The 13,437-nt window shown below is 44.1% G+C and carries 10 protein-coding genes; 9 read left to right on the top strand and 1 reads right to left on the bottom strand.

Going from position 1 to position 13,437, the window contains the following annotated elements; all coding sequences use genetic code 11:
- The first annotated feature begins 141 nt into the window (after nt 1-141).
- The 9 genes from ACFFGT_RS18285 to ACFFGT_RS18245 all read left to right on the top strand — a co-directional run bounded on the left by ACFFGT_RS18285 (nt 142) and on the right by ACFFGT_RS18245 (nt 10,853).
- On the top strand, nt 142-729 hold the full coding sequence (locus ACFFGT_RS18285) for a NuoI/complex I 23 kDa subunit family protein (RefSeq protein ID WP_377023978.1): 588 nt from the start codon (nt 142-144) through the stop codon (nt 727-729).
- Nucleotides 726-1,274 (top strand): NADH-quinone oxidoreductase subunit J family protein, encoded by a 549-nt coding sequence (locus ACFFGT_RS18280; protein WP_377023977.1) that lies wholly within the window; start codon nt 726-728, stop codon nt 1,272-1,274. Before ACFFGT_RS18285 ends, ACFFGT_RS18280 begins: the two co-directional genes overlap by 4 nt.
- On the top strand, nt 1,271-1,576 hold the full coding sequence (gene nuoK, locus ACFFGT_RS18275) for an NADH-quinone oxidoreductase subunit NuoK (RefSeq protein WP_091222011.1): 306 nt from the start codon (nt 1,271-1,273) through the stop codon (nt 1,574-1,576). Before ACFFGT_RS18280 ends, nuoK begins: the two co-directional genes overlap by 4 nt.
- Before the next feature lie 2 nt (nt 1,577-1,578).
- Nucleotides 1,579-2,229, top strand: coding sequence for a hypothetical protein (locus ACFFGT_RS18270; protein WP_377023976.1), 651 nt, complete (start codon nt 1,579-1,581; stop codon nt 2,227-2,229).
- A 4-nt stretch (nt 2,230-2,233) separates the two neighbouring features.
- Nucleotides 2,234-4,342 carry an NADH-quinone oxidoreductase subunit L gene (gene nuoL / locus ACFFGT_RS18265; protein WP_377023975.1) on the top strand — a complete coding sequence of 703 codons (2,109 nt, stop codon included), beginning with the start codon at nt 2,234-2,236 and terminating at the stop codon, nt 4,340-4,342.
- Between the two features lie 5 nt (nt 4,343-4,347).
- Entirely contained in the window at nt 4,348-5,952 is a 1,605-nt protein-coding gene (locus ACFFGT_RS18260) for a complex I subunit 4 family protein (protein WP_377023974.1), read from the top strand.
- Nucleotides 5,953-5,960: 8 nt separating this feature from the next.
- A complete protein-coding gene (locus ACFFGT_RS18255) occupies nt 5,961-7,949 on the top strand; it encodes a mucoidy inhibitor MuiA family protein (protein WP_377023973.1) in 1,989 nt (662 codons plus the stop codon).
- A 7-nt stretch (nt 7,950-7,956) separates the two neighbouring features.
- Nucleotides 7,957-9,450, top strand: a complete 1,494-nt coding sequence (locus tag ACFFGT_RS18250; protein ID WP_377023972.1) for an NADH-quinone oxidoreductase subunit N — start codon at nt 7,957-7,959, stop codon at nt 9,448-9,450.
- A gap of 95 nt (nt 9,451-9,545) precedes the next feature.
- The gene (locus ACFFGT_RS18245) at nt 9,546-10,853 is read left to right on the top strand and encodes an ammonium transporter (protein WP_377023971.1); all 1,308 of its coding nucleotides are present in this window, start codon (nt 9,546-9,548) and stop codon (nt 10,851-10,853) included.
- Between the two features lie 514 nt (nt 10,854-11,367).
- Here ACFFGT_RS18245 and ACFFGT_RS18240 read toward each other — a convergent pair.
- Nucleotides 11,368-13,377: a KUP/HAK/KT family potassium transporter gene (locus ACFFGT_RS18240; RefSeq protein ID WP_377023970.1), complete on the bottom strand. Its 2,010-nt coding sequence runs from the start codon at nt 13,375-13,377 to the stop codon at nt 11,368-11,370.
- Nucleotides 13,378-13,437 lie beyond the last annotated feature (60 nt).

Here is a 13,437-nt window from a genome sequence, read left to right as displayed (position 1 = left end):
GCAGGAGGTCAAGAGCCAGGAGGCAAGATAGAAAGAGGGAAGCAAAACATATAAAAGGAATAATAAATATCAAGGTGATCCTGAAATCCTAAAAATCAAGGTTCAGAATCAGCGAAATCAACGTAATCAAAAAAATCAACGGTGAATAAAGTAATTAATGCGTTTACAACTGCATGGAAAGGTTTAAGCCTTACCATACGGCACCTTTTTGCGGGTAATGGCAAAAGGGAGATTGTGACCGTGAGCGACAGTAATTACTTTAAACAACTGGAACATGGCACCAATACCATCCAATACCCCAAGCAACAATTGCCCGTACCTGAGGTAGGCCGCTACCAGTTAGATGTGGAAATGGACGATTGTATAGTGTGCGACTTGTGTGCTAAAGTATGCCCGGTTAATTGTATCGATATCGAATCGATCAAGGCAACGGAGGCTATCGGCCAAACATCCGACGGTACAACCAAGCGTTTGTATGCTGCCAAATTTGATATTGATATGGCCAAATGTATGTATTGCGGCCTGTGTACCATTGTGTGCCCAACCGAATGCATCGTCATGACCAACCAGTATGATAAAACGGTTTTTCAGCTCAGCGATTTGGTTTATCAGTTCTCAGATATGGCGCCCGAAGACGCAGCCGAAAAGCGCGCCTTATTTGATAAGCAACAGGCCGAAAAGCAGGCTGCCAAATTAGCCGCTATGAAACAAAAGGAGGGAGGGGCATGACCTTGGTACGCGTGTTGTTTTATGTGATGAGCTTTATTGCCGTTAGCTCGGCCCTGTACGCTGCGTTAAGTAAAAATTTAGTCAGGAGTATCTTTATATTTTTTGTTACCCTGTTTGCATTGGCCGGCCTGTATGTATTGGCCCTTGCCGATTTTGTGGCGGTAACGCAGGTAGTAATTTATGTGGGAGGCATCCTGGTGCTCATCCTTTTTGCGTTTATGCTCTCCGGTCGCGAAACCTTGAATGTGATCCAGCAGCAGAAGGGGAAATTCATTAACATGGCTAAAGTACCGGCTGTTATACTGGCTGTGCTGTTTTTAGCGGTGATTGTAAATATTATACTTAAAGCCGATGCTGATAACCTGCCATGGGTAAAGCAATCCATCGCACAAAAAAATGAGATCGCCCCAACTACTTTGATGACTGAAAATATCGGTATCAATTTAATGACCACTTATTTGCTGCCTTTTGAAGCTATCTCTGTTTTATTGCTGATGGCATTGGTGGGCGCGGCGCATTTATCACGTAAGGAGGGCAGCGCATGATCACACTAACCGATTTTTTATTGGTAGGTGCTTTGCTGTTTTGCACAGGCATGTACATGATTGTGTCCAAACGCAACTCCATACAGGTATTAATAGGTATTGAACTAATGCTGAATGCAGCCATTTTAAACCTGGTAGCTTTTGGTAAATACGATAAGCTGAACAATGGGGGGCAGGTATTTGCCCTGTTTGCTATCGTGCTGGCGGCAGCTACAACGGCGGTTGCCCTGGCTATTATCCTGAATGTTTACCGGAGATATAAAACCATTGATCCGGACGAGATTAAAAATTTGAGGGATTGAACATGAGGAAATTTTTGTTTATTTTCTTTCTGGTCGCTTTAATTCCAGTAATTGCATGTGCTCAAGCTACAGACACCTTTGCAAGTACATTAAGAAAACAGATCAATACCACTTTACTTTCCCGATCTATGATATTTGATGGGATATTGCTTAAGGGGGACCTGGACAGTACATCGCTTACATTTATAAACCCGAATGATACTTTGTTACGTAATGAGCAGTTTAGCCACTTTGCAGATAGTAGTTATAAATATGTAGTTGACGGAAAGCAATCGGATAGGAATTTCAAAGGTTTAAAATTGAAAGATGTTCATAGTGTTGAATTTATAAAACAAAAAACTGACTCAATAACCAACGCCCCTACGAGCTTCAAAATAATAATTGTTACGACCAGAGAGTATGCAGTAAAACAATATAAGCAGGGAATCGGTGCGCTTTCAAAGGAGTATGAATCGTATCTTGAAAAACATCATAATGACGATAGTAATTTAATATACATAATAAATGGGCATGAATATAAATCAATGACATCTGTACGAATCGAACAGTTATACAATATTCTTTCACAGAAGGCGACTTACAATGAGTTTAGTTTATATTATGTAATGGGGCATGATTCTATACCGCCCTCTGTAGAAATAAAAGCAAAATAGATAATTGAACACTGCGCTTTCACATACAGATCCAATCATTATCAGCTACACCATAGCAGCTGTGGTTTTGCCGCTGTTTGCTGCTTTGATAAACTTTTGCCTGCCTGAAAAAAGTAAATTGTCAGGATGGATCTCAACATTAGCTATTCTGGTGGGTTGCGTGCTATCTGCAATAGTATTTGCAAGGGTTTGGAACCTGCAGCCACTGCATACCCAAAAGCTGTGGTTTACTATTGGCAATACCAAAGTTTTCGCAGGGATCCTGCTTAATAATATTTCTGTGCTGATGTTGCTGCTGGTATCGCTGATCGCTTTGCCTGTACATATCTATTCTACAGCCTACATGAAGCATGACAACAGGTATAGTCGTTACTTCACCTACTTAAGCTTCTTTTGTTTCAGCATGCTGGGCCTGGTTGTTGTGGATAGTCTGGTGCTGTTCTACGCTTTTTGGGAACTGGTGGGTTTTTCATCATACCTTCTTATCGGCTTTTGGTTTACTAAGGATAAGGCCGTACAGGCCAATAAAAAAGCCTTTATCATGAACCGGATAGGCGATATCGGTTTGCTGAGCGCTATCATTATCATTTTTGCCCAATTCCATACGTTTGATATCGATACCTTATTTGGAGAACATGGCCTTGTTAAGTTTATGGGGCCGGATAAAGGGCTATGGACTTTTTCGCCGGATAGGATGCCTTCTAATTATGGCTCTGTTTGGGTTCGCGGTACAATGACCAAATTACCCGCAATCTGGCAATATATAGCCTGCACAGGGATCTTCCTTGCTGTTGCAGCTAAATCGGCCCAGTTCCCGCTGCATACCTGGCTACCGGATGCTATGGAAGGCCCAACTTCAGTTTCTGCATTGATTCACGCGGCTACTATGGTGGCTGCAGGGGTGTTTTTGCTGGGCAGGGTTTATCCGATGTTTACCGATACGGAACTGACTGTTTTAGCCGTCATCGGCTGCTTTACTGCTTTCATGGCGGCTACCATCGCGCTTACGCAAAACGATCTGAAACGTGTACTTGCTTATTCAACCATATCGCAATTGGGCTATATGATTTTGGCAATGGGGGTAGGAGCATATGGCTCGTCGTTATTTCATTTGGCTACACATGCCTTTTTTAAATGTTTGCTGTTTTTGGTGGCCGGCATCGTGATCCACGAAATGCAGCACATCAAGGAAAAGAACGATCTGGATATCGATCCGCAAAATATTCTTCACATGGGTGGTTTGCGTAAAAAGCTGCCGCTTACTTTTATTGCCGCTGTGGTTGGTTCGCTTGCCCTTATCGGGATCCCGCTTACATCGGGTTACCTGTCGAAAGATGGCATCCTGATCCAGGCTTTTGAGTGGAGCGAGGGCCGGAGTGCATGGCTTAAGCTGATTCCGGCGGGCGCCTTGTTTACCAGCTGGCTTACCGCTTTTTATGTATCAAGGCTTATTGTAAAAGTTTTCTTCGGTGAGTTTCGACTGCTTAAGAGCAACCCGGAAATCAAGTTCCATATCAGTGACGGCGGCTGGCAATACAAGTTGCCGTTGATCCTGCTGGCGGTTTGTAGTTTGTTCCCTTTGTTTTCATTTAACCCTTTCTTTTATGAAAGCGCCTGGCTTTTTAACGGCCTAAAGCCTGCCGAGTTCCTGGCCCGCGAAAATATCTACCATACCATAATCCCGGTAGGGGTAAATATCTTGAGCGTATTTGTGATGTATGCGGCATACGCCATCTATGTAAAACAAAACACGTTCTCGTTCCCGCAAACAGGCTTCCTGTACCGCTTATCCTATAACCAGTGGTACCTGGACAAGATCTATAAAAAAGTAATTGTAAAGCCGATCCTTGGTCTGGGCAAAACCTGTTTCTGGTTCGACAGGAATATCATCGACGGGCTGATCCATTTAATTGAACGTACAAGCCGGATGGTAGCAAGCATCGCTGCCTGGTGCGATAAATATATTGTTGACGGATTTTTGCATTTAATGGCTGCATTAGTGCAAAGTATTGGCAATTTTGCACGTAAGTTTCAAAACGGCAAGGTGCAGTATTATTTGTATAGTATGCTGCTCATTGTGCTGGTACTCTTTATTTTAAAAATACTGATCTGAATTTAATGAACCTATTAACCCTCCTCATATTTATACCTGTACTGTTTGCGTTGGTGATTGTATTGCTGCCATCGTCAGTTCGGGGGAGTTTTAAATATATCACCCTGCTGGCTACGCTTTTGCAGCTGGGTATCAGCATCTGGATCTATCTTGATTTTAAAACGGGCGCAGCTACAGCCGGGATTAATCATGAAGATCAGTTTCAGTTTGTGCAGAAACTGCCATGGATAGCGCTTAACCTGGGCAGCATGGGCAAAATGCAGATAGATTATTTTGTGGGGATAGATGGTATTTCGGTAACGCTGCTGGTGATGTCGGCATTGGTGATGGTGGTGGCTACACTGGCCTCATGGGAGATCAAGAGTAATTTGAAAGGTTTCTTCCTGCTGTTCCTGCTGCTGGATATGGCCGTGATGGGTGTATTTTGTGCACTGGATTTCTTCCTGTTTTACCTGTTTTATGAGCTGATGTTATTACCGCTTTATTTCCTGATAGGGATGTGGGGCGGTGTGCGCCGGGAATACGCAGCTATTAAGTTTTTCCTGTATACATTATTTGGTTCAGTGTTTATGTTGCTGGTGATGGTTGGCTTATACCTTTCAGTGAGCGACCCTGCAACAGGCAGCCATACTTTCAATATCGTCCAGATGATGAACCAGGCCAATTATGCCCAGGGTTCGGTGTTTTCGGCCGCGGCACATCAAACCATATTGGGGATGCCTGCTCGTACGGTTGGCTTTGTGGTGCTGTTTATTGCTTTTGCCATTAAAGTGCCGGTTGTACCGTTGCATACCTGGCTACCCGATGCCCACGTGGAGGCACCAACACCGGTATCTATCATTCTTGCCGGTGTACTGCTCAAAATAGGTGGTTACGGGATCATCAGGATTTGCTTAGGCATTTTCCCGGAGATAGCCACCTCGGGTGCTTTCTGGATCGGGCTTTTAGGCGTTATCTCTATATTATACGGTGCCTGCAATGCGCTGGCCCAGCGCGATCTGAAACGGATGATCGCCTACTCGTCTGTATCGCATATGGGTTTTGTATTGCTGGGCATAGCCTCGCAAACTGCAGAGGGTGTAAGCGGCGCTGTAATGCAGATGGTAAGCCACGGCTTTTTATCAACCATGCTGTTCTTTTTAGTTGGCGTGGTATACAACCGCGTGCACGACAGGGATATTTACCATTTCCGCGGATTGGGCACCCACATGCCGAAATATACCGCTTTTGTGATGATTGCTTTTTTTGCTTCCTTAGGTCTGCCGGGTTTCTCGGCTTTTGTGGCCGAAGCATTTACGCTTACGGGTACATTTAAATCGGCAACAGTAAACGGTTTGTTGCCATATTGGATGGCTATTTGCGGCTCAGTAGGGATCCTGCTTAGTGCGGCTTATTTCCTGTGGACGCTGCAACGCATGTTTTTTGGCAAGGTATCATTAAAAGGCGGCGAAGTTTGGAAAATAGCCCTTACCGATCTCAACCTTCGCGAAAAACTAACACTTGCCCCGCTGGCCCTTGCGGCGCTGGCTTTAGGTATAATGCCGGGGCTGGTTTTTGATAAGATCAATGATTCGGTACTGGCGCTGATACAGTATTTACAGGCTAAATAAAATAAATCGTGTTTCAACATAAATTCATTTATGGAAAAGTGCATACCCCTGCATCTTTTATTTACGCTGCCCCCGGCAACCCGGGCATCAGCGAAATAACAGATGGTATGTATTTAACCGAAGGAATTATGTTTAAAAAATTATCTATTGCTGCAGCATTATTTTTTATCGCTACAGCAACCAAAGCCGATGAAGGGCAAAAGGTAGCGTCCAAAGTTCAGAAAGTAACCGTGTTTTTAAACGGGGCGCAGGTAAGCCGTACCGCGCTGGTGAATATCAGCCCCGGCACATCAACGCTAATATTTGAAAACCTGTCGCCGGGGATTGATGTGCAAAGCATCCAGGTAAATGCAGGCGGCGATTTTACCATTCTTTCGGTTAACCATGAACTTGATTTTGCCGATAATGAGATCAAACAGAAAAATATACAGGTTATTGAAGCCAAAGAAAAACTGGTAAGGAATAAAATTGCCCTGCAAAATAATATGCTTTCCATTTACCAGGAAGAGGCTAATACACTGGCTAAAAACCCGGTGAGCAACGGTACCAATGTCGCTTTGGATGCAGTTAAGCTAAAACAGGCACTTGATTTTCAAACAGCCCGCTTAAATGAGATCAAAAAGAACCAGCAGGCGATAAATGACCAGGTAGATCAGCTTAATGATGAACTGCAGGGTTATGAAAAACAAATTGCAGAGATCAACAGGGCGGGTGTTAAAACTACAAGTAATGTTTTGGTAACCGTATCATCAAAGGCAGCTTTGCAGGCAAACTTTACCTTAAGCTACCTGGTGCGTAATGCAAATTGGTTCCCAACCTACGATATCAGGGCAAAAAATGTAAACAGCCCTATCACCATTGTTTACAAGGCCAATGTATCCCAAAAAACAGGTGAGGACTGGAAAAATGCCAAGCTTACCCTATCAACAGGTAACCCTACTGTAAACGGCGCAAAGCCCGAGCTTACCCCTACCTATCTTAACTTTGGCATGTATTATTCGGGTACCGCTGCTTCTATAACAAAAGTAATGGGCAGGGTATATGAAGAAAACACTAACCAACCCTTGCCTGGCGTAAGTATCAGGGTAAAAGGAACCTCAATAGGTGCGGTAAGCGATGTAGGAGGGAATTACAGTATCCAGCTACCTAACGCCAATGCTGTGCTTACCTACAGTTTTATAGGATTTGAAACTTTAGAAAGGCAGGCTAATGCACCGCTGATCAATGTAGCGCTAAAATCATCATCACAACAATTGAATGAAGTTGTTGTGGTTGGTTATAGTTCTACCCGTGATGATAATTCATCCGGCTATATCACAGGTAGTGTTAGCAAAGTACGTAAAGAATCGGCCTATACCACACCCATCGAAGTAAAAAAAGAAGAGAACCAAACCAATATCGAATTTAACATTGCCAATCCTTATACCGTGCTAAGCGATGGCAAGCAATATGCGGTTGAAATAAGCCAGTATAATATCGATGCTACCTACCAGTATTATGTAGCGCCTAAACTGAGCACCGATGTATTCCTTACCGCGCAGCTCACCAACTGGAATAAATACAGTTTCCTCTCTGGCGAGGCTAATCTGTTTTTTGAAGGTACCTATATCGGTAAATCGCTTATCAATACCGATGCCACTACCGATACGCTGAACCTTTCATTGGGTACGGACAAAAACATCATTGTTACCCGTACATCGGAGAAAGGCCTGGCTATGCGCCAGTCGTCGGGTTCAAGTCAAAAGGAAACACGCAACTGGCTTATTGATATTAAAAACAGGAAAAGCCAGCCGGTTAACCTGCTGGTTGAAGACCAGGTGCCGGTTTCGCAGAATAAAGATATCGAGGTGGAAACTCAGGAAACATCCGGAGCAAAACCAGATGCAACAACAGGTAAGGTTTCATGGAATTTCGTGTTAAATTCGCTCGATGAAAAGAAGGTGAAATTAAAATACCAGGTTAAATACCCAAAAAATCAATCAGTAATAGTACAATAAAATATAAATGCACGATCTGCTCCCCCATATATCAGCTCAGTTAACCAATGTTTTTGGCAGCTTACCCTATTTTATGCCCGAAATTTATTTAACCGTGCTGTTTTTGGTAGTGCTGATAACCGACCTGATATTTGGGCGCAGATCTGTAAAGCTTTGTAAAATAGTAGCCTGTGCCGGTTTGCTGTTGGTGCTGTTTAAAGACCTGCAGCAAGTAGCCCTGATCCTTGACGGTGATCATGTTATTTTTGGCAGTATGTTGCTGCTAAGGCGATCGGCAGTGTTTTTTAAAATCATTATCGATCTGCTTTCATTTGTCCTGTTATTGAATTTTACCTGGGATGATAAGCTGAAGGCACACCCGAAAGGATTATCTGATCTGTACACCATTTCCATTGCATCTGTTTTAGGTCTGCATTTAATGGCGATGGCTATTAACCTGCTGTCTGTTTATCTTGCTATTGAGATGGTATCCGTAGCATCATACCTGATGGTGGCCTATCGTTCAGAAACTGCTTTAAGTACCGAAGCCGGTTTAAAGTACGTGCTGTTTGGTGCGGCATCATCGGCGGTTATGTTGTATGGCATCTCGTTACTATATGGCTTCAGCGGCTCGCTCGATTTGTTGGGCATTGTGGCACAGTTGCCAAATGTGAACCCGGTAAGTGTTTCCTTTGCTTTGGTGCTGGTAATGATTGGTATAGGTTTTAAGCTGTCATTTGTACCCATGCATTTTTGGGTGCCCGATGTTTACCAGGGAGCGCCCACGCCTGTTACTGCATATCTTTCAACCGTGCCTAAAATAGCTGCCTTTGCATTATTGGTAAATGTGATGCCCTTGTTTCTGTTTTCGGCAGATTGGAAGGGGATTGATTTTAGCATTGTTTTATCGGCCCTTGGTATTATCACCATGATAGCCGGAAATTTTGCAGCTGTTTTGCAAAGCAACGTAAAAAGGATGCTGGCTTACTCAAGCATCGGCCACACCGGGTTTGCATTAATGGCGGTGGTTACCTTTAATGTACAGGGCTTATCATCACTTACTTATTATCTTGCCGTTTACGCACTGGCCAATATAGGAGCGCTCGCTCTGGCCTCTTACTTCAGCAATATTGCTGAGGCCGAAGAGGTGGAAGCTTACAAAGGTTTGGGTTTAAAATACCCGGTAGCTTCGGTTTGTTTTGTAATTATCCTTATCTCTTTAACAGGGATCCCGGTTACTGCCGGGTTTACAGGTAAGCTATTCGTGTTTTCGGCGGTTTACAGTACTTATGAGCAAACGCATAGTATTTGGTTGATGGCATTAATGATAACAGGCGCTTTAACTACGGTAGTATCCTTGTTTTATTACCTTAAAATTCCCTTGTATTTATTTCTGAAAAGAACAGAAAACGCTGAAGTTCCCAGTAAAAGATCTTATAATTTGCTTGTTTTAGCCGTTGTTATAAGTTTTCTGCTTGTTTTATTAGGGGTTTTCCCAAATTCTATCCTGAAATATCTGTAGTTGATGTTTTTTTCAACAAAAGTTATTTAATTTCTTTTGTTTTTAGAAAAAATCATACCTTTCATGCCGATTTAAAACATATTTTTTCTAAATACATGAAGAGGTATTTCCCTTTTTTCCTGATCTTAATTATACTTTCACTTACTTTTATTTTTCCGTCGGTTGATTTCAAAAATTCCGGTCACCCCAACTTTAATACCGGCGATATTGCCTGGATGCTGATGTCGACGGCACTGGTTTTAATCATGACGCCGGGCCTTGCGTTTTTTTACGGGGGCATGGTTAACAAAAAGAACGTGATATCAACCATGCTGCAAAGCATTGTTTGTATGGTGATCATTACGGTAATGTGGGGCATTTTCGGTTTTAGCCTGGCCTTTGGCGATAGCTTCTATGGTATTATCGGCAATCCGTCAACCTATTTTATGATGAAGGGCATGCTGGGTAATGCCACCTGGAAGGCCGCGCCAACTATTCCGTTGCTGCTGTTTGCCATGTACCAGTTAAAGTTTGCCATTATTACCCCTGCGCTTATTACCGGTGCATTTGCCGAGCGCATCCGTTTTAACTCGTACATTATTTTTTTGGTACTGTTTTCTATTTTCATATTCTCGCCGCTGGCACATTGCACCTGGCACCCGGATGGCATACTGGCCAAATTTGGTGTGCTTGACTTTGCAGGCGGTACGGTAGTGCATATGTCGGCCGGTTGGGCTGCATTGGCATCGGCCTTATATTTAAAACGCCGCAACGAGGCCAATCATGCACCTGCACGGATCACCTATGTAATGATAGGTACAGGCTTGTTATGGTTCGGCTGGTTTGGTTTTAATGCCGGTTCGGCTTTTGGAGCCAATGCTTTGGCGGTTACCGCTTTGGCAACCAGCACTACTGCTTCGGCAGCCGCGGGTGTTACCTGGATCTTTTTTGATATGCTGCTTGGTCGCAAGCCATCGGCCATGGGTACCTGTATTGGCGCTGTGGTGGGTTTGGTGGCCATTACACCTGCTGCGGGCTTTGTATCGGTACCGCACTCACTGGCTATCGGTATTATCTCGGCAGTAGTGAGTAACCTGGTAGTTGAATGGCGTACACGTACTTCTATAGATGATACACTTGATGTATTCCCTTGCCACGGCGTGGGCGGTATGGTGGGAATGCTGTTAACCGGTGTATTTGCCAGTCAGCATGTAAACCCTAACAATACTACCGGTAACGGTTTGTTTTTTGGTGAAACCCACCTGTTCATTGTGCAGCTCGTAGCATTGGTTTGTGTATCGGTATTTGCATTTTTCGGTTCATTACTGTTGCTAAAGATCACCGACATGATCTCGCCATTAAGGGTTTCTGCAGAGGAAGAGGAGCAGGGCCTTGATATCAGCCAGCACGGCGAAAAATTATAATTACGTATTTCCAACCAATCCAATAAACCTGATGAAATCCCCGGCCGTAAGGCCGGGTTTTTTGTTTGGTGCAAAAACGCGTCATTGCCTTTAGCTCAAATTTTGTGGGATGGCTAAGGAGCGTTGGATAACTTGGACTACGGAGTCACAAGTCAGCCCGGCACCATCCTGCACACAAGACTTGCGCCAAAAAAGGTTTTAAAGAAAAAATACGCGTCCACGCTTGAATGATTTTTTGATAGGAGCGTCCACGCTCCCGGGTATGGTAAGCGTGGACGCTTACCGTTGGAATGGTACAAGCGGAGGACGCTTGTACCTGCGTAAAAAAATGTCATTGCGAGGTACGAAGCAATCTCGTAGCTATGCAGAGCGGCTGTGCTTCCGTGCGATTGCTTCGTACCTCGCAATGACATAATTTTATTCCCGCTGGCGAGAATAAATAAAAAAAGAAAACCCCTCTTTGAGAAGCAAAGAGGGGTGATGAGCGTAGCGACACCGGGGTGAATCAATGGCCTTACGCAAAAACTTCTTTACCCACAGTCTCAACCGCTTTATGTGTAACCGGGTCAATCCTTTTAATATGGATATTATTAACAGGTTTAACCACCAGCGGGATCTTTTCAATGCGGGTTTCGCTGGTATCCAGGCCAAAAGCTTTGGCTTCGGACTGGGCCAGTTTTTTGATGGCAAAATAGCTGTTCAGGATAAAGCCTTCAGATACGCTGAACAGGTTATTGTACGACAGGAATTTCTCCATGATCACAAACCTGAAATCGGCCGCCATATTGTATTGTTTCAATGACTCGTACTGACTAATGATGTTGATTTCGCCACGCTCAACCATATCCTCAACCACCTTGCGGAAAAGTACGTTAACCCTCGGCTGGATCTTGAAACCAAGGCGGAACTCAATCCGGATTACCTTGCCGGGTTCAATCTGGTCAACACTGTATTCCTGGGTGTAAGGCTCATCTGTTTGCTCAATATGTACAAACCAGTAAGTATCGGCACGCTTAGGGCGACGGCTCATGATAGAGTAGATGATCTTTTCTTCAATTTGCCTGCCGTTGTTGGCCTTGGTAAGGTAAATCAGGTGGGTAGCATATTTATTGATGGTGGTATCATTGCTCAATGCGTTCAGCAATGGCAGTTTTTCTTTAATGTCGATGAAATTAAGGAAGCGGTTATTGATTTTACGCGCCCTGAACCAGGTGTACATGGTAAAGATCAGGCCAACTTCAAATCCTACAAAAAATAAACGTTTTAATATTTTAACCGCATTGGCTACAAAAAAGGAGAACTCGACAGTTACAAATACGCACAGGATAATAGTAACCAGCCATACCGGCCAATGCTTCACGTAACGCATAAAGTAATACATCAAAATAGTGGTGCTAAGCATGGCAATGGTGATACTGAAGCCATAAGCGGCAGTCATGGCGCTTGAGGTACGGAAATACATTGACACCAGGATACAGCCGATACACAACATCCAGTTAATGCTTGGGATGTAGATCTGTCCGCGAATGTTTGACGGGTATTTAATAGTGATCCGTGGCCAAAAGTTCATGCTCACCGCTTCACTAATGAGTGTGAATGAACCGCTGATGAGTGCCTGGCTGGCAATAATGGTAGCCAGTGTAGCCAAAGCTACAGCTGGTAACAGGAAGGTATGCGGTACAATTTCAAAGAAAGGGTTAACGCCGGTAAAATCTTTTCCGGGTGCTTGTGATAATACCCATGCGCCTTGCCCAAGGTAGTTCAGTATCAGGGTTGTTTTTACAAAGATCCAGCTTACCTGGATGTTGCGCCTGCCGCAGTGGCCAAGATCGGAGTACAGGGCTTCGGCGCCGGTGGTGCATAGAAACACCGCGCCTAACAGCCAGAAACCTTTAGGGTGGTCCATCAGCAAGCGTGCGCCGTAATAAGGGTTAAGGGCTTTAAAAATAGATGGGAAGTGCACAATTTGCATGGTGCCCAATACGCCGAGCATGATAAACCACATCAGCATAACAGGCCCGAAAGCCGAACCAACCACCTTGGTGCCAAACTGCTGAAAAAAGAACAGCAATAAAATGATGGTGATTACAATAATGAGGATCAGGTTATTTCCTGGTACAATAACGGTTGAAAATGCCGGCACAAGGTTCAAACCCTCAATGGCCGACGTTACGGAGATAGGTGGGGTAATAATACCATCGGCAAGCAAAGTACCTGCACCTATAATAGCCGGGATAGCCAGCCATTTGCCATATCGCCTCACCAGTGCGTATAATGAAAAAATGCCGCCTTCGCCTTTGTTATCTGCCTGTAGGGTAATAACAATGTATTTGAAAGTGGTTTGGAGGGTTAGTGTCCAAAAGATACAAGAGATTGAGCCTAATACCAGCGCGGTGTTCACTTTACCGCCTTCAACCAACAGGGTTTGAAAAACATAAAGGGGAGAAGTACCGATATCGCCAAAAATAATACCGAGGGTAACGATCATACCCGCGAAAGTGAGTTGCTTAACGTGCGAATTCATGAATTGTATAAATTATTAGGGGAAAAAGAGGGGATGATACCTGCTGCAGCGGGGGAGCAT

The sequence above is a fragment of the Mucilaginibacter angelicae genome, assembly GCF_042434235.1.
Lineage (GTDB): Bacteria > Bacteroidota > Bacteroidia > Sphingobacteriales > Sphingobacteriaceae > Mucilaginibacter > Mucilaginibacter angelicae.
This window is presented reverse-complemented; position numbering and strand designations above follow the sequence as displayed.